Annotated in this window: 14 protein-coding genes; 2 read left to right on the forward strand and 12 right to left on the reverse strand. The window is 66.5% G+C overall.

From position 1 onward, the window contains the following. Positions 1 to 3: 3 nt before the first annotated feature. Entirely contained in the window at positions 4 to 903 is a 900-nt protein-coding gene (ku, locus tag ACZ1JV_RS16735) for a non-homologous end joining protein Ku (protein ID WP_465152442.1), read from the reverse strand. 178 nt (positions 904 to 1,081) lie between these two features. Here ku and ACZ1JV_RS16740 point away from each other — a divergent pair, with 178 nt between their 5' ends. Continuing rightward, positions 1,082 to 1,882 carry a hypothetical protein gene (locus ACZ1JV_RS16740; RefSeq protein ID WP_465152443.1) on the forward strand — a complete coding sequence of 267 codons (801 nt, stop codon included), beginning with the start codon at positions 1,082 to 1,084 and terminating at the stop codon, positions 1,880 to 1,882. 51 nt (positions 1,883 to 1,933) lie between these two features. On the opposite strand, the gene ACZ1JV_RS16745 is transcribed toward ACZ1JV_RS16740, so the two are convergent. Further along, on the reverse strand, positions 1,934 to 3,058 hold the full coding sequence (locus ACZ1JV_RS16745) for an aminotransferase class V-fold PLP-dependent enzyme (RefSeq protein ID WP_465152444.1): 1,125 nt from the start codon (positions 3,056 to 3,058) through the stop codon (positions 1,934 to 1,936). Beyond that, positions 3,055 to 3,819: a tryptophan 2,3-dioxygenase family protein gene (locus ACZ1JV_RS16750; RefSeq protein WP_465138237.1), complete on the reverse strand. Its 765-nt coding sequence runs from the start codon at positions 3,817 to 3,819 to the stop codon at positions 3,055 to 3,057. Before ACZ1JV_RS16750 ends, ACZ1JV_RS16745 begins: the two co-directional genes overlap by 4 nt. Positions 3,820 to 3,957: 138 nt before the next feature. On the opposite strand from ACZ1JV_RS16750, the gene ACZ1JV_RS16755 reads away from it, so the two are divergent. After that, the gene (locus ACZ1JV_RS16755) at positions 3,958 to 4,419 is read left to right on the forward strand and encodes an Lrp/AsnC family transcriptional regulator (RefSeq protein WP_465152445.1); all 462 of its coding nucleotides are present in this window, start codon (positions 3,958 to 3,960) and stop codon (positions 4,417 to 4,419) included. A 142-nt stretch (positions 4,420 to 4,561) separates the two neighbouring features. Here the strand turns inward: ACZ1JV_RS16755 and ACZ1JV_RS16760 are convergent, their stop codons facing one another. From ACZ1JV_RS16760 to ACZ1JV_RS16800, 9 genes are all read right to left on the reverse strand, one after another. After that, entirely contained in the window at positions 4,562 to 5,533 is a 972-nt protein-coding gene (locus ACZ1JV_RS16760; RefSeq protein ID WP_465152446.1) for a glutathione S-transferase family protein, read from the reverse strand. A 195-nt stretch (positions 5,534 to 5,728) separates the two neighbouring features. Then, positions 5,729 to 8,938: an autotransporter outer membrane beta-barrel domain-containing protein gene (locus ACZ1JV_RS16765; RefSeq protein ID WP_465152447.1), complete on the reverse strand. Its 3,210-nt coding sequence runs from the start codon at positions 8,936 to 8,938 to the stop codon at positions 5,729 to 5,731. 482 nt (positions 8,939 to 9,420) lie between these two features. Continuing rightward, complete coding sequence (locus tag ACZ1JV_RS16770) at positions 9,421 to 11,802, reverse strand: TonB-dependent receptor (protein WP_465152448.1); 2,382 nt, start codon at positions 11,800 to 11,802, stop codon at positions 9,421 to 9,423. A 16-nt stretch (positions 11,803 to 11,818) separates the two neighbouring features. Then, the gene (locus ACZ1JV_RS16775; RefSeq protein ID WP_465152449.1) at positions 11,819 to 12,736 is read right to left on the reverse strand and encodes a FecR family protein; all 918 of its coding nucleotides are present in this window, start codon (positions 12,734 to 12,736) and stop codon (positions 11,819 to 11,821) included. A gap of 45 nt (positions 12,737 to 12,781) precedes the next feature. Beyond that, positions 12,782 to 13,303 carry an RNA polymerase sigma factor gene (locus tag ACZ1JV_RS16780; RefSeq protein ID WP_465152450.1) on the reverse strand — a complete coding sequence of 174 codons (522 nt, stop codon included), beginning with the start codon at positions 13,301 to 13,303 and terminating at the stop codon, positions 12,782 to 12,784. A gap of 183 nt (positions 13,304 to 13,486) precedes the next feature. Beyond that, positions 13,487 to 13,891 carry a DoxX family protein gene (locus tag ACZ1JV_RS16785; RefSeq protein ID WP_465152451.1) on the reverse strand — a complete coding sequence of 135 codons (405 nt, stop codon included), beginning with the start codon at positions 13,889 to 13,891 and terminating at the stop codon, positions 13,487 to 13,489. Positions 13,892 to 14,035: 144 nt separating this feature from the next. Further along, positions 14,036 to 14,743: a YoaK family protein gene (locus ACZ1JV_RS16790; RefSeq protein WP_465152452.1), complete on the reverse strand. Its 708-nt coding sequence runs from the start codon at positions 14,741 to 14,743 to the stop codon at positions 14,036 to 14,038. A 10-nt stretch (positions 14,744 to 14,753) separates the two neighbouring features. Then, positions 14,754 to 16,124 (reverse strand): alginate export family protein, encoded by a 1,371-nt coding sequence (locus ACZ1JV_RS16795; protein ID WP_465152453.1) that lies wholly within the window; start codon positions 16,122 to 16,124, stop codon positions 14,754 to 14,756. A 153-nt stretch (positions 16,125 to 16,277) separates the two neighbouring features. Continuing rightward, entirely contained in the window at positions 16,278 to 16,706 is a 429-nt protein-coding gene (locus ACZ1JV_RS16800) for a DoxX family protein (RefSeq protein ID WP_465152454.1), read from the reverse strand. Between the last annotated feature and the right edge of the window lie 2 nt (positions 16,707 to 16,708).

Genomic DNA, 16,708 nt, shown 5'->3' on the forward strand with positions numbered 1-16,708 from the left:
GGATCAGGCCCGCTTGCGCCTTGCCGGCGCGGGCGACTTGGGCGTGCTCGGCATCTTCGCGGGCGTCTTTTTTGAAGGCGCTTTCTTGGCAGCCGCCTTTCCGGCCGAACCGCCTTCGCCGACCGATTTGCGCAGCGCGGCCATCAGGTCGATCACATTGCCCTTGCCGGCGGCGGCCGGCTCCTCGACATCCTCCAGCACGCGCCGGTTGGACTTCGCCTTGGCCTTCCTGTCGATCAGCCGGTGGAGCGCGTCGATATATCGGTCGTGAAACTCGGCCGGGTCGAACCGCGCGGTCTTTTTCTCGATCAGCGTGGTGGCCAGATCCAGCAAGTCCTTGTCGGGCTTCGCATCGCCGATGTCGCGGAAATAGCCCTGCGCCTTCTTCACCTCATCGGCATAGCGCAGCACTTCCAGCACCATGCCATGGCCGCAAGGTTTCAACGAGACCAGCTGCTCGCGCCCCCGCACCGCCAACTGTCCGACACCGACCTTGCGACTGGCGCGCAGAGCCTCACGCAGGACCACATAGGCTTCCTCGGCCAGATCGTCGGCGGGGACGACGAAATAGGGCTTTTCGTAATAGAGCACGTCGATCTCGTCGGCTTCGACGAACTGCACCAGCTCCAGCGTGCGGCGGCTTTCGATCCGCACCGCCTCGATCTCCTCCTCATCCAACAGGACGTAGTTGCCCTTGGAAATCTCGTAGCCTTTGAGGATCTCTTCCCGGTCGACCGGGCCGACGCCGGGGGCGACCTTTTCATAGCGGATGCGTTTGGCGCTGGGCTCGTGAATCTGGTGAAACTGGATCGCCGCGCCCGACCGGGTGGCCGGATAGATTTCCACCGGGATCGAGACCAGCGCCAGTCTGATCTGTCCTTGCCAATACGCGCGTTCGGCCATCGCCCGGTCCTTTCGAGGGGATAAGCCGTCAGGGTGGTCGGGGGTTCCCGGTGCGATTGCGGGCAAGGATTGCCCCACTGTCGCGGAACTATCACCAAACGGTAATCTTCCATGCGCAAAGGAACCTTTCCAACGACCGCTATGGCCATGTGGCCCATGCCGGCTATGCAGGCTGCTGATGAGTGCATTGCTTGTTCTTGCCGCCGCGCTCCAGCCGGTACCGGCCGCCGCTTCCGCGCCGCCGCTTGCTGCCGAGGAACTGCGCCGCATAACCGCTGAAGAGGCGCGGCAGGGCGCGACTGCCGGACACGGATCGGTCTATGCCATCGGCAATCACGAAATCGGTCGTTACGATGTCAGGACCGGGCAGCGTGTCGCCCGCTGGGATGGCGATCCGGCGCGCTTTCCCCATCTCAATTCCTGCGAGATGGACGGCCGCGACTTGATCTGTGCGGCTTCCAACTATCCGCAAGTGCCGATGTCCAGTGAGGTGCTGCGGTTCGATGCGGCCACGCTGAAGCTGCGCCGCATTCATTCGCTGGGTCATGGACACGGATCGCTGACCTGGCTGAGCCGCCGCAATGGGGCCTGGTATGCCTGCTACGCCAATTACGACGGCAAGGGCGGGGAGCCGGGCCGCGACCATCGCCAGACGACACTGGTACGGCTGGATGACCGGATGCGCGAGACCGGACTATGGACGTTCCCCGATAGCGTGCTGGATCGCTTCGCCCCGCGCAGCGCTTCGGGCGGAAGCTGGGGCGACGACGGTCTGCTTTACGTGACCGGGCATGACCTGCCCGAAATGTACGTGCTCCGCATCCCGGCCAAGGGAACTGTGCTGGACCATGTCACCACGATCGCATTGCCCACCGACGGGCAGGCGATCGGTTGGGAAAAGGGGCAGGCCCGCGTGCTCTGGTCGATCGAACGCAAGAACGCCGAATTGGTCGCCAGCCGGGTTCCCGCAGTAAAATAGCCTTCATCGCGCCGAGCGATCTGCGCGGCGCGATGACGGAAGGATCTGAAATCAGCGTGCGGGGGTGAACATCACGCCTGAACGCCGCAACACGCGCGCCAGATCGCCAGCTTCCTCGGGCCGATTCCAGATGTGGAACGAGGCGCGCAGGATATTGCCGCGAAAATCGTGTGCGAAACCGGCGGCGGACAGGGCCACCGTGGCCGCTTGCGGGTCGTCGCAAATCAGGCAGAGCGTGCCGCTGCGCGCCGACCAGCCGAGCGATTGGCCGGCCTCGACCTCGAAAGCGGCGATGCAGGCGCGGTTGTTGGCGAGAACCTGCGCTTGCCCGATTGCCAGCACCGTGCGGATACCCTCGGCCGCGAGCGCGAAGGGCGCGATGGACGGCGTGCCGCCCTGAAAGCGGCGCGCGTCGCCTGCATAGCGGAAGTCGCGAATGTCGAAGGCGAAGGGTTCTTCATGCGCGAACCAGCCGACATCCAGCGGCTCCAGCGTGGGGATCAGGCCGCTGCGCACCTGTAAGTAGGCCGCGCCGGGGCCGCCGCAGAGCCACTTTACGCAGGAGCCGATCAGCGCGTCGGCATCCCATTCTTGCGACGGGACGGGCAGAATTCCGGCAGACTGGGCAAGATCGATGATCGAAATCGCGCCATGCTGCCGGGCTAGCGCGGTGATCGATAGCACCGGAGAGACAAGGCCGGAGTTGGAATGGACGTGCATGGCGATCACCGCTGCCACCGACCCATCGACGTGCCGTTCCCAAGTAGCCGGATCGGAAGGATCTTCGCTTGCAGGGATGAAGCGCGCGATCAGGCCCAGGCGGGCGAGGGGCGCCAGTACGAAGCCGATGGTCGGGAACGCCTGTTCGCTGAGCAGCACCACATTCTTGTCAGCCAGCGGTTTCAGGCCGGAAAGCAGGGTGAACAGCGCGGCGGAAACGCTGGTCTGCGGGGCAACGGTTACCGCATCGACGCCGAGCAGCGTCGCGACGGCAGAGCGGAATTCCTCGATAGTATCCAGCCAGTTCGACCACGCGTGGCCGCCCTTCGTCCGCCAGGGTTCGAGCACGCCCGCCTCCAGCGCGCCCATGGCAGAGCGCGGCAGGCAGCCGACCGAGTGGGCAAGGAGGTAGGGGCCGCCTTCCGGCAGATGGAACAGGTCGTGCGCTTCGTTCATGCAGCGTCAGCCTTAACCTCAGGATTCTTTGGCGCAATGCTGTCGCGCACGCGGCCGTAATCGTGGCCCCAGTCGTCGGTCATTTCCACGCGCACGTCCCACAGCGCCGGGAAGAAGCGGTGCTTTGCGCCGGCCTGCAAGAGATCGACAGAACGACCCTTGAGCGAGGCTGAACCCATGCCGATCGAGCGGTGGATCAGGAAGATGTGGTGCCAGCGGAACTTGCCGAACAGTTCGTCCAGTTCGATCAGCGCTTCGGCCAGAATATAGGCCTCATCATGGGCAAAGCCCTGGTCGTAGATCTCGCGCACGGTGCGGCCGGCGCCGGAGACATAGGCCTTGTCGAACGTATGCCAAAGCTCCGGAATGAAGCGGAGCAGCACACGGAAACCCGGCGATTCCTGCCCGCTGCCGTTGCCGAGTTGCAGGCGGATTTCCTGATATTCGCGCGGTGACATCGTTTCCAGCAGGTCCAGCTGGGCCGTCATCAGTCGCATCAGCCGGTGGCAGCGGCCCAGCAACGTATTGGCGCGCAGGGCCTGCTTGGCGGCGATGCACTCATCGATGTCGAGCACGGTGGAGGCGATCAGCTTCATCCACAGTTCCTCCACCTGATGGACGATCTGGAACTGCAATTCGTCGGCGTTGCACAGCGCGTCCCACGGTTTCTGGCAGGCCAGCAGGCTGTCGGTCTTCAGATAGACCTCATAGTCCAGCGCGGCGGGCGCCCCCAGCTGTTCGTAGACTTTCGCGCGGTCCATGGCCTCTCCCTTTCCTGTGCTTATGGAGCGAGCACGATAGCAGCGCCGGGCTGAAACATTGGACTTGATTGGACGGCGATTGCAGGAATCTGGAGAACGGAATAAACGATTTCGACAAATCTGGAGACCATTTGTTCCATGTCCGATCTCGATCCCGTCGACATGCGTCTTTTGCGCGCGCTGGAGCATGACGCGCGGCTGTCTTTCGCCAGCCTTGGCGAACTGGCGGGTGTTTCCAAGACGCCTAGCTGGAAGCGGGTGCAGGCGATGGAAAAGGCAGGCGTGATCGCCGGCTATCGCGCGGTGATCGACCCTGCCGGCATCGGCCTTTCCACCAGCGCCTTCGTGCAGGTCTCCATCGAGTTCGACCGGCACGAGGCCTTCGAAAGTGCCGTGCAGGATGAGCCCGCCGTGCTGGCCTGCCACGCGACGGTGGGGGATTTCGACTACCTGCTGCAAGTCGCCACCGCCGGGGTTCCCGAACTGGACGACCTGCTGCGCAACCGCCTGCGCCGGCTGCCGGGCGTGCGCCATTTCACCACCACGCTGGCCATGCGCGACATCAAGCCGCGTGCTTACCTGACCGACGCGGCGGGTTAGGGGAAGGATGTCTCGGGCCGCTAAGCACCTCTCGTCATTGCGAGCGTAGCGAAGCAATCCAGGGCGGTTTGCGCGACTCTGGATTGCTTCGCTACGCTCGCAACGACGAGGTGAGGTTTGCGGTCAATCCGCTCGCCTGTCGTCACCCCCGCCCGTGCGGGGCATCGAGGTCCAGCAGCGGCCCCACCGGCACGATCCCGGTGGGATTGATGGTGCGGTGGCTCTGGTAATAGTGCCCCTTGATGTGCTGGAAATTCACCGTGCCGGCGACGCCCGGCGTCTGGTAGACATCGCGCAGGAAGCCCTGCAGCGCGGGATAGTCCGCGATCCGGCGCAAGTTGCACTTGAAGTGGCCGACGTAGACCGGATCGAACCGGATCAGCGTGGTGAACAGGCGGATATCCGCCTCCGTCATGCTGTCCCCCACCAGCCAGCGCTGCGTCGATAGCCGCTCCTCCAGCCAGTCGAGGCTGGCAAAAAGCTGCTCGAAAGCGTCTTCGTACGCCTCCTGCGACGTGGCGAAGCCGGCCTTGTAGACGCCGTTGTTGACGGTGTCGTAGACGCGCGCGTTCACCTCGTCGATTTCCGCGCGCAGGGCTGCCGGGTAATAGTCGCCGGGGCAGGCGCCAATGCCGTCGAACGCGGAATTGAACATGCGGATGATTTCGGAGGATTCGTTGTTGACGATGGATCCGGTCTGCTTGTCCCACAGGATCGGCACGGTCACCCGGCCGGTATAGTGCGGGTCCGCCTTGGCATAGACTTCGTAGAGGTAATGCGCGTGGTTGACCGTATCGGGCACAACGCCCGGTGCCGGATCGAAAGTCCAGCCGCGTTCCAGCATCAGCCAGTTCACCACCGAAACATCGATCATCGTATCCAGCGCCTTCAGCGCGCGCACGATCAGCGTGCGGTGCGCCCAGGGGCAGGCGAGGCTGACGTAGAGGTGATAGCGCCCCACCTCGGCAGGAAAGCTTCGCCCGCCTTCGGTGACGGGCGTGCCGTCGGCCGTGATCCAGTCACGGAACGAGGAGTCCTTGCGGACGAACCGGCCGCCGGTCGATTTCGTATCGTACCAGACGTCCTGCCAGACGCCATCGACCAGCTTGCCCATCGTACTGCCTCATTTCCTTGAAGGGGGGAGGGGCAGCATCGGCCTTTTGCGGGGGCCTGTAAACCGTTCCGAATAAAGCAAACCGCCCCGGCCGGCCGGATTCCGGCGGCAGGAGCGGTTTGCAGGGTGCGGCGCGCCGGCTAGGGGGCGGGGGTGTGCGTCGGCGCGCCGCGGACGGCCTGATGGAGACGGGCTTTAGAAGCCGATCGCCACCGAGCCGCGCAGGGAAAGGTTGGTGTGGCCGTGGCGATCCTCTGCCGCCAATTCGCCCATCATCGTCAGGCCCACCGAACCGCCGATGGCGCGCAGGCGCGCGAACCAGCCGCTGGTGCCGTCATCGCCCTCAAGGCGGAAATCCTGGCCGCCTTCGAAGTGCGCGGTGGTGGCGCCGATGCCGCCGCTGACCACTTCGCGCCAGCCGCCTTCGGTTTCCATGCGGAACCAGTTGTCGTCACGGCCGGCCGCGGTCATGAAATCGACGCCCACGGTCATGCCGCCGTTCACGCCCAGTTCGTCGCTGGTGCGCGATGCCACGGTGAGGTCCAGCGCCTTGCCGCCGCCGGTTTCGGTGTAGCCGTCTTCCTTCAGGCGCACGTAGTCGACCGAAACGGCCGGGCGGAAGAACAGGTACTTGCCGCCGCCTTCGTAGGAGACGCCGGCGGCGCCGGTGACGAAGTTGCCGTTCCAGCTGCCATCGATCGTGCGCTTGACCGTGTCGGTTCCAGCCGTGCCGGCGAACGTGCGTTCGCTGTCATAGTTGCCGAAACCGACCGAGGCACGGGCATAGCCGGCCAGCGGCCCGCTTTCACCGCGCCAGTGGCCGGCGAATTCCCACGAATTCGACTTGATCTCGCTGGCCGCGCCGCGCGTATAGCGGTTCCACAGGTACGAGAACGTGCCGCCGAAATAGCCGACGCCGGTGGCATATTCGCCGCCCAGCGACATGGCATAGCCCTGCAGGTTGTAGGCCGCGCTGGCACCGGCGTTCTTGTCGCTGCCCCAGAACGAGAGGTTCAGGTGGGTGAGGAAGCGCGAATCCCCGAAGACCGGGCCTTGCGGATCCTGAAGCTGACGGATCAGCGTGCGTGCGCCCAGGCTGATGCCCTCGAACGCGCCGCCGGCGTGATCGGGCAGCATCTGGCTGACGTGTTCGCGGAAGGTGTCCCCGTCGGTATCGGCCAGGAACACCTTTTCGATGTCAGCATCCTTGCCCAGCGCGGCGAAGATCGCGTTGTAGCCGGCCGCCTGAGAGCGGTTGAGGCCCAGTTCCTGCACGGTGCGGCGGGCCACATCGACGACGATGACGTTGGCGGGCGCATCCTCGTCCAGCGTGGCCTTGAACATGTAGGGCACAAGATCGGCGGAGGCCTTCAGCTTGTCCCGCCCGGTCAGCGATCCGGCGGTGAGGACCTGGTAGCTGCCCTCTGCCGTGGAGATGTCGGCCAGCCTGATGGAGAGCTTGGCGCCGTCCGCGAAGTTGGCGTTGCCGGCCACGGTATAGGCCGAACCGAGGCCGGCGGCCTTGTTCAACGTAACGGCCAGCACGCCGTTGGCGCCGACATCCAGCGATCCGATCGAGGCGGGCTTGTTGAGGTCCAGCGTGCCGCCGCTGACCTTCAAGGCAAGGTTGCCGGCATTGGCCAGCGCGCCGGAGAACACGGCGCTGTCGGACAGTGTCAGCGTGTCCGCCGCGCCACCGAAATCGACCGTGCCGACATAGCGCGAGGTCCCCGCAAGGCTCATCGCGTCGGTGCCCGAACCGAAGGTGACGTTGCCCGTCTGCACTGCATCGCCGGAGAGCGTAAGCGTGTCATTGCCGCCACCGAACGTGACATTGCCGGTCACCGTGCCGTCGGCGATGGAGAACGTGTCGTTGCCGCTTCCCAGCTTCACGTCGCCGGTTATGGCGGGGGCGGCAAAGCCCGACGCCACCTGCGTCTGGCGGATGGTGACGCCGCCGGTGGTCGCTGACAGGTCGATGGCGATGTTGCGGCCGCTATCGGCCTTGGCGCCGGTGGCGGAGATCGTTCCGCTGTTCTCGATCAGGTTCAGCGTGCCGCTGGAATCGCGGATGGCGACGGCGGTGCCGTTCTCGCCCGTTACCGCCTTGATCGTGCCGGAATTCCGCAGCGTCGGCAGGCTGGCGCCGGTGTCGATCTTCACGGCAGTGGCGATCGATGCGGCGGTGTTGCCGCTGGTGGCGGAGATCGTGCCGCCGTTCTGCACCAGCGGCGTGCTGGCGCCCGCGCCGAAGCGCATTGCCGTGGCTGCGGCGTCCTTCGAGGTGGCGGCGACCGAGCCGGTCACGCCCACGCCATTGGCAATGGTCACCTTGCCGCCCAGTCCGCCGATGACGAGGCCGTTGCCGTCTACCCCGGTGTAGACGCCGTTGCCTTCCACGCCGCCGTCGATCTGCAGGCCGAAGCCGCTGGCGGTGCCGGCCACTGCGCCGATGGCGACATCGCGGTTTGTCGCGCCGATCACCATCGCCGGTGCCTTGCCGTACGAAGCGACCTTGGCGTTGCCTTCCTTGGCATCGTCGATCCCGTCACCGTCTTCATCGGCCTTGTTGGGATCGGTATCCTTGGGCGCCACGGCCAGCACGATGCCGCCGCTGACATTGCCGCCGATCACCAGTGCGGAACCGCCCTGCAGCAGATCGTCGGCATCCAGCTTCGACGGGTCCGCGGGCGAGGTGTTGTAGCGATAGCCGGTGGAGGCGATGTTGCCCTGCACCACCATGGCGCCGTTGATATCGCCGCCGAACTGCGCGGCCACGGCATTCAGGCCCTGTGCGCCGACCGATCCGGCCAGGCGCACGTTGCCGTTGATCGCGCCCGCCTTGATGCCCACGACATTGTCGCCGCCCACGGTGGTGGTGCCGTCATGCGTGAAGGCGCCGTTCAGCGTGCCGCCGATCGAGATGCCGGTCGAATTGTTGCCCTCTACCGCCAGCGTGCCGCTCTGGGTCAGCTTGCCGGTGTGATCGCCTTCGATCTTGATGCCGGTGCGGTTGGAACCGATCGCGAAGGGGCCGTCGAGGTCGCCGTCCTTGTCGGTATCGGTGGCGGTGTAGGTCTCGTCGATGGTGATCGTGCCGGTGTTGACGATATCGCCACTGGTTCCCGCCAGCACGCGGATGCCGGTGGCGCCGTCGGCATTGGTGATCGTGATCGCGCCGGCATTGGACACTGCGTTGTTGCTGTCCATCGTGATCGCCGTGCCGGACGTCAGCACCACGGAGCCGTCCTTGGTCACGTTGATGGCGTCGGCCGCACCGTTCTTGATGGTGGAGGTGAGGAGCGGGGTGGTCTTCTTGGTGGTTACATCCTCGGCCTGTGCCGCAGTCGCCATGGCGAGCAGCGCGGTGGAGGCAAGCAGGTAACCGGGCAGGTAGCGAGGCATCGTCGTCCCTTCAGATCGATTTCGAAGGGGAAGACGGAGGCTTTAGGGAGTGGCCTTGAAAATAATTTGGGTGGCGTTGATTTGGCTGCCTCATCAACCAAACACCTCGTCATCCCCGCGTAGGCGGGGATCCCGCTTTTCCTGGCGGGCGTGGCGCGAAGGAAGCGGGGCCCCCGCCTTCGCGGGGGCGACGGGTTTGGGTAGTGGCGGGCTGAGGGCTGCCCTACCGGCTACGTCCCATGCGTCATGCCTCTAACTCAGCCTCAGCCTCGGCCTCGGCCTCATACATCATGCCCGCCCCTTGCTCGTCATTGCGAGCGTAGCGAAGCAATCCAGGGCAGTTCAGCGCCGCCCTGGATTGCTTCGCTACGCTCGCAATGACGAAGGCGGGTGGGGAGGGCGAGGGGACAACTGAAGGCGCACGCGGGGGCTGCTGCGCGCGGGACCTGCCCCCAACAGCGGCCACGCACCCCGTCTCCCGCTCAGAACTTCGCGTCGAAGCCCAGTCGCACGGTACGCGGACGCAGCGGCGTCACCTGCTCACGGCCTGTCGCGAGCGGCGTGCCCAGCGCAAAGCGGTTGCCGCGCTCGTCGGCAAGGTTGGTCACGCCCAGCGTCACGCCGTAGCCCGGCGTGCCAACGCGCATGTCGAAGCCGCTGTCGAAATAGTCGCCCTGCAGCATTCCCAGATCCGGCCCGATACCCAGCCGCGACTTGCCGAGGTAACTGGCCCAGGCATTGGCGGAGAGGGCAAGATCGTCGGTGAGGTCCCGGTTCCACGCCAGCGCCGCGCGGCCGGCGAAGCGGGCGATGTTCGGCACCTGCATCTGCAAGGCATCCAGCGCGCCGGCAGCGAACTGGTACTTGAGGGTGCTTCCGGGCTCCGGCTTGTCGATCCGGCTGTGGTTGAACGCGGCGCCGGCCTCCAGCCGCAGGCCATGCGCAACCTGCATGCCGCCTGAAACGCTGGCCGACCAGACGCGGCCGTCACCGATATTGGCGGTGCTGGGCAGGCCGGCGCTGTCGGTGAAGTCCGCCTGAATGTCGCGCCAGCGGGTGTAGGACAGGCTGACCGCCAGATCGAACGGGCTCACCCCGGCGCGGCCATGGCGCGCGCCGATCTCCACGGTGCCGGTGCGATCGTTGCGGAAGCGGCGGACATAGTCGCTCTCGATCGCGAAGCCGCCGGGGCGGAAGCCCTGCTGATAGCGCAAGTAGAGCTGGTCCTGCGGCGAGAACTCTGCATGCAGCGCCACAGAGGGCAGGAAAGCGGTGAAATCGCGCTTCGCCGTCACACCTTTCATCGCCATGGCATAGGCCACCTGCGGCAACACGTCCTCGCCATCGCCGCCCAGCCGCGCCTGCGTGAAGCGGCCGCCGGCGGTGGCGGTGAACGGCCCGCGTAGATGCAGGCTCGCCTCGCCGTAGAGCGTGAATTCGTCGACTGTGTTGCGCACGCCGGTTGCCGTGCTGCGCAGCGCCAGTTCCTCGAAATCGCGCGTCAGCGTCGTGCGGTTGTGGGTGTAGCTGGCACCGATCAGCCAGCCAAAGCCATGCCGCTCCGGCTGCCACAGCCGCGTTTCGTGCGCGATCATGCGCGTGGCATTGGCCTGTTCGAACAAGCGCGGCGGGCCATCAGGCTCGCTGGCGTCATAGCGTTCGTGCAGGTTCTGGCGCACTGCACCGGTAGTGGATCGCAGTTCCAGCCCCCCGATCCGGCCGGAAATCACCAGTTGCCCCAGCGCATAGTCGGCATCCGACCCTTCGCGCACGCGGGCGGAGTTTTCCAGCGGCTTGCCGTCGCGATCGGCATATTGGCTGTCGTCCGCGCCGATGGACTGCGCCAGGCCGATCACGTCCACCGTCCAGTCCGGCGCCAGCTTCACGCGCAGTGCGGCGCGGCCGCCCAGCACGTTGGTGCGATTGACGTTCTTGCGGCCAAGCAGCGGCTTGTCGATGTAGCCGCCATAGCTGGCGGTATCGAGCGTGGCGCGGAAGGCGGCCGTATCCGCCGCGATCGGCAGGTTGACGGTGGCGCTGAGGTCGCTGGAAGGGCCGCCGTGCTGGGTGAGCGCGCCGCCCAGAATGATCGAGCCGCCGGTACGATCGAACTCGGGCGGATTGGGCACCAGCCGGATGATCCCGCCCAGCGATCCCGCGCCATAGAGCGTGCCTTGCGGGCCTTCCAGCACTTCCACGCGGGCAAGGTCCGATAGGCGCAAGTCGGGATCCGGCGCGTTGTAGGTCAGCCGCATATCGCCGAGGTACTGGCCCACGGTTGCCTGCGTCGGCCCGGTGAAGCTGGAATCGGCAATGCCGCGAATGAACAGCTTGTTGCGCCCGCTGCCCAGATGCGTGGAGGCGACGGTGGCAAGGCGGCGGATGATCTTCTCGCTGCCGCCGACGCCGCCGGTGGTCAGGCTGTCTCCGCTGAGGATGGTGACTTGCGCGGGCACTTGCTCCAGCCGCAAGTCGCGCTTGGTGGCGGTGACGACGATGGCTTGCGGGGCCGGTTCCGGTTTGGGCGCAGGAGCCGGGCGTGGCGGCGGAACGGGCACGGAAAGACGCGGCGGTGGCGCGGATTCCAGACGCCACGCCATGGGTCCGACCGGCACGGCACGGGCCCCGGCAGCGCGCGCCAGCCGGGCGACGGCCTCGTGCGCCGCCATCCGGCCTTTCAACGCGGGAATGCGGCGGCGCGCGAGCGCGGGGTCGGCAATGACGATGCTGCTGCCGGTCTGCCGCGCCAGTTCGATGGCGGCATCGCCGGCCGATCCCTCGCGTGTCGCCACGGCTGCCAGTTGCGCAGGCGTCTGCGCCGCAGCGGGAAGCGGCACGGCGCAGGCCGTCGCAAGGAGAAGCAATGCGCGGCGCATGGGGTCAGGGGCGGCCGATCACCCAGACTTGCCCCTCATGCCGAACCTGAAGGCCCAGCAGCGCGCCGATCATCTGCGGATCGTCGTGAATGGGGGTGACGAGAATGGAGCCGGAAACCGGCGTTTCGGATCCGGGCTGCGCGGCAAAGGCAATGCCGGTGGCGCGGGTCAGCCTTGCGGCCACTTCGGAGAGCGGCGTGGCGTCGAACGTCAGCCGCCCTTCGCGCCATTCGCCCACTTCGCGGGTGGGCACATGGCCCAGCGTGACGTTGCCGGCATCCGCGACCAGCCGGTCACCGGGCGCAAGGCGCAGGTTCTCGCCCTTGGGGTTATAGCCCACCGCGCCCTCGGCCACGCCGACGCTGAGGTGCGTGCCATCGCGCGAAACGTCGAACACGGTGCCCAGATCGACCAGCGTGGCATCGCCCGCCTCGACATGGAACGGGCGCGCAGCGTCGTGGCGCACCGTGAACAGCGCCTGCCCCTTGTCCAGCACGGCGTAGCGCGGGTCCTTGCGGTCCAGCCGCACCACGGTGCCGCCGGCCAGATCGATGCGGGTGCCGGTTTCCAGATCCACCGTGCGCATCTGCCCCGGCGCGGTTTCCACGGCATAGATATCCCGCGCGTGCGTCTGCCAGAGCCACACACAGCCGATCAGCGCGATGGAGGCGGCGATGGCGCTGCCCAGCCAGACGCGGCGGGTGGGGGCGGCAACGTGCACGTCGTCGATCACATCGTTCGCGGGGGCCGCAGCGGCCAGTTCCACCGCGTCCAGCACGGCGGCGCTCACGGCGTCATAGGCGCGGGCATGGGCGGGGTCGGCCTCCAGCCAGAGCATGAAGCCGTCCCAGTCGTCGAAACCGGGTTCGCCGGTCCGCACGGCCCAGCGGGCCGCTTCCTCGCGGATCATCTCGTCACTCATCACGCGCTCCTTCTGCGTGGATGACGGAGACGTTGGGCACCAGCCTCATCCGCGTCGTTCCTTCCATTCGCCCAGCGCCCGATAGGCGAGGCGAAGATCGCTTTCCACCGTGCTGAGGCTGACGCCCAGTTCGGCGGCCACGTCGCGCTGTGCCACACCGTCGATCCGGTGGCGGCGAAAGGCTTTCGATGCGCGCGGGCCTAGCCGGTCCAGCACGCCCATGACCTCGGCCGCTTCCTGCGCGGCAGCAAGGCGGCGTTCGGGCGAGGGTTCGGGGGCGACGCCGGTGGAGGCGTCGGTATGGCTGTCGCTCCAGTCGCGGTCGCGCTTGTCGGCCTGACGCTGCGACCGGTAGCGGTCGATCATCAGGCTGTCCGCCGTGCGCATCAGATAGGATAGCGGGGCGGCGACCGGGCCGGACTTGCTGGCAGCGATGCGCAGCCAGACTTCGTGCAGCAGATCCTCCGCCGCGTCGCCCGCGCCGCGTGAGCGCAGGAAACGCAGCAGCACATCGCGGTGCGCGAGGAATGCCGCTTCAAGGCCGGCACCGGGAGAGGGCGAAGTCACGGGGATCTGGTCGGTTCTTGTAGTCGCGCGCCTCAGATAGACGTTCGCGAGGATTAGGGGAAGAAGGCGCGACACGCCAAAAGGGCGGCTCCTTGCGGAACCGCCCTTTTGGTGTCTGATCCGAAACTGCGGGCCGGTGCCGAACCCGAAAATCGCCTTTCAGCGATTTTCGGATCAGACGCGTTACTCGCGGCCCTTGCCGAAGGCGACGATCTGCAGCAGGCCGCCGGCCATCGCCACATTCTTGAAGAAGTGGATGAACTGGTTCTGGTCCGCGAAGTTGTTGTGGAAGAACAGCGCGGTAACCAGGCTGAACACGGCCAGCACGGCGGCGACGGTGCGCAGGCGATAGCCGGAGATCAGGACGAGGCCGCCAACCACTTCGATCAGGACTGCACCAGCGAGGGCGACGATGGGGAAGGGCAGGCCGACCGAGCCGATATAGGCCATCGTCGCGGCAGGCGCGGCCAGCTTGGACAGGCCGGAGAGGATGAAGATCGCGGCGATAAGCACGCGGCCGATCAGCGGCAGGGTGCGGACCAGGCGGGCTTCGGTGTCGTTGACGGCAGTGTTTGCGATGGTGTTCATGGCGGTATTCCCTACTTTTTCGGTTGCGGGGCGCCGCTGTTTCCTCTTGCCGGCGTCCTTCGATGAGCAAGGAATGCCGTGAATTTCGGCTTCAGAAAATCCGGATAAGATTGATCGGTTTGTTCTGAAATTTAGAATAGCCCATTAGCCGGCATGCGGCGCGGCGGCGGCGGGGTGGCGCACGCAGGCCAGCGTTGCGACCAGCACCACGACTCCGGCCAGCGCCAGCGGCGCGGAAAGGCCGTGGTGCAGCACCATCACCGCACCCACCGCGGCGCCTGCAAAGATCGCCAGGATCGCGCCCAGACGGCGAAGCAGGTTCGGCCCGGTGCCGCCGGCCATGCGCGAATCGGCGGCAATGCCGGTGATGGTCAGCGTCAGCACCGTCGTGGTGAGGTCGGGCACTTTCAACTGGCGGATCGTGGCATTGCGAAAGCCCATGGCCACGGCGGTCAGCGCGATGATCGCATAGAGCGCGGGCTTGGGGGATAGCGTCGTCGGTTCGTAGCCCAGCGCCACCCATGCCGCGATCCACAGCAGACTCGCCTCGATCAGTGCTGCCCAGGTCAGCCAGTGGCGCAGCGGGCGCGGGGACAGGGCCTTGCCGGTGCGCCCGGCGATGAGGGCTCCGCCAATGAAGGCGCCCAGCGCCACCAGATAGGGCGCGATCATGAAGCCCGGGGTGCCCGCAGCGGCGAAGCCCAGGAAGACGATGTTGCCGGTCATGTTGGCGGTGAAGACCTTGCCCAGGCCCAGCACACTGACCGCATCGACCAGACCGGTGGTGGAAGAAAGCAGCAGGAGCAGGCCCGGCAGCGGACTGGCAGGAAGTTTGGAAACGGGGGTTTCCACGGGAAGTCTCCTAGAACCGGAAGTTGGTTTCGAGGCCGAGCATGTGGATCGTTTTCGCAGATCCGGTCTCGCGAATGAAGGCGCCGGGCGCGAAGGCGGATAGCGAGGCGGACAGTTCCAGTTCCGCCGTCGCCTGCCAGGCGATGGTGGCTTCGGCTTCCTTGCCGACGAACTTCGCGCGGCTGTCTCCGGCACCGCGGATGAGGTTGCCGGGGATGTCGTAGATCCCGTCCTCCCGCGAATAGCGCCAGTAGGCCATGGCCGCGAGGCTGGCCGAGACGTCCGGCGCCAGTTGCAGGCCGAGCGAGGAATAGGCGTTGACGATGTTGTAGGGGCCGACCGGGGAGAGTTCTCCGAAGTACTTGCCCTTGGGGAACATCGCATTGAACGTGCCGAGGCGGTTGTCGGCGCGGTTGCCATCGCCGCTGACGACGTTGACGCGCATGGTCAGGTCCGGCGCCAGCGGGGCGGCCGGGAAGGCGCGGCCCAGTTCGGTGCCCAGCGTCCAGGCCGAGATCGGGCCATTTGCGAAGCGGCCGAACTGGTAGACGCCCTCGACATTCCAGTGCCAATCGTCCCGCGTGCCGTGCCAACGCGCGCCGAGGCTGTGGCGGGTTTCGGTGCCCTCGCGGGTGGCCCAATGCGCCGCATCGTTGCGATAGCCGAGGTAGTAGAGGTCGAGATCGGGCAGCGTGGCATAGGCGCCCCACAGCGACTTGTCGGGCGAAGTGCGGTCGTTGAAGTCCCCCTTGCGCGCCTGCACCGGGCGCACGGCCAGCAGGCTGACTTTGGCCGTGCCCAGCTTTACGTCCGCGCGCACGCCATCGAAGGCGAGCGGCACGTTGGGGCCGTAGCGCGTGCCGATCAGCCGCTCGGTGCCGAGCGAGAGCATCTGCCGCCCGCCGCGCAGGGTCACGGGGCCAAGGTCGGCCTCGGCAAAGCCCTGCAGCAGATCGACACCGCTTCCGTCCACTGGGCCGGGCGAAGGAGCGACGCCGATCGAGGTGGAGGCGATGGGCTGCACGAAGGCGCGCAGCTTGCCGACGTGGAGGTCTGCATAAGGCAGGGCGCGCAGCCAGACATAGCTGTCGTTGGGAGCCTCGGCACTGCCCCAGAGGTTGTTCTCCAGGTTCTCGTTACGCGCGCGCAGTTCGATGCCGGTGGAGAGCCAGACGTCATCGCTGAGGGGCACGTACTTGAACTGCCCGGTCCAGTGGTGGCCGCGCTTTTCGGCGTCGGCAAGATCGGACCAGTCTTCGTCGTAGCGGGTGATGGAGAGAGTGGGAGCCTGCCAGGCCTCGGTGGGTTCGGCGTGGGCTACGCCGGGCGCGCAGGTCATGGTCATGACGGTTGCCGCATAAATCGGCGCGAGGCGCTTCATCGAACGGCTCCTGAATTGATCGGATGGAGTCCCCGTCCGCTCGTCCTGAGCCTGTCGAAGGACGCTGGCGCTGTGCTGTGGTCCTTCGACAGGCTCAGGACGAGCGGAGGGAGGGGGAGTCTTGGGGGATTGAGTGAGAGCAAGGCCCTCGCTTCAGGCACGGCTCTTGGCCCGGTGGGCAAGGATGGCCACCAGAACGAAGCCGCCGACCAGCCCCATGTGCTCGAAGAAGGCATTGGTGGCGCCAAAACGCTCGGGGCCGGCGGGCATGGTCCAGAAGGCATTGGCGACCAGCGCGGCGAAGAACGTGAATACGCCCAGCATTCCCGCGCCCAGCCAGACGAGGCGACCCGTCAGGATGAGCAGCGGGCCGATCAGTTCCACCGCGATGGTGAGCGCCGCCCAGAGCGCGGGCGGGGTCAGGCCGAAGTGGGCTTGCTCGGCCATCGCGCTGGGCCAGTCGGTCAGCTTGGTGAGCCCGCCGGCGAGGTAGGCGCCCACCAAAAGGAGGCGGGCGAGGAACCCCGTCGGCGCGAAGTCCAGCACCGATGCGACGAACTTGGGAGTGCCGGTGCCGGACATGG

The organism is Novosphingobium sp. BL-S-19, from assembly GCF_055521675.1.

Excerpts from the sequence above, each read along its gene's own strand:
- ku (WP_465152442.1), bottom strand. The coding sequence starts at position 903 with ATGGCCGAACGCGCGTATTGGCAAGGACAGATCAGACTGGCGCTGGTC.
- ACZ1JV_RS16740 (WP_465152443.1), top strand. The coding sequence starts at position 1,082 with ATGAGTGCATTGCTTGTTCTTGCCGCCGCGCTCCAGCCGGTACCGGCC.
- ACZ1JV_RS16745 (WP_465152444.1), bottom strand. The coding sequence starts at position 3,058 with ATGAACGAAGCGCACGACCTGTTCCATCTGCCGGAAGGCGGCCCCTAC.
- ACZ1JV_RS16750 (WP_465138237.1), bottom strand. The coding sequence starts at position 3,819 with ATGGACCGCGCGAAAGTCTACGAACAGCTGGGGGCGCCCGCCGCGCTG.
- ACZ1JV_RS16755 (WP_465152445.1), top strand. The coding sequence starts at position 3,958 with ATGTCCGATCTCGATCCCGTCGACATGCGTCTTTTGCGCGCGCTGGAG.
- ACZ1JV_RS16760 (WP_465152446.1), bottom strand. The coding sequence starts at position 5,533 with ATGGGCAAGCTGGTCGATGGCGTCTGGCAGGACGTCTGGTACGATACG.
- ACZ1JV_RS16765 (WP_465152447.1), bottom strand. The coding sequence starts at position 8,938 with ATGCCTCGCTACCTGCCCGGTTACCTGCTTGCCTCCACCGCGCTGCTC.
- ACZ1JV_RS16775 (WP_465152449.1), bottom strand. The coding sequence starts at position 12,736 with ATGAGTGACGAGATGATCCGCGAGGAAGCGGCCCGCTGGGCCGTGCGG.
- ACZ1JV_RS16785 (WP_465152451.1), bottom strand. The coding sequence starts at position 13,891 with ATGAACACCATCGCAAACACTGCCGTCAACGACACCGAAGCCCGCCTG.
- ACZ1JV_RS16795 (WP_465152453.1), bottom strand. The coding sequence starts at position 16,124 with ATGAAGCGCCTCGCGCCGATTTATGCGGCAACCGTCATGACCATGACC.
- ACZ1JV_RS16800 (WP_465152454.1), bottom strand. The coding sequence starts at position 16,706 with ATGTCCGGCACCGGCACTCCCAAGTTCGTCGCATCGGTGCTGGACTTC.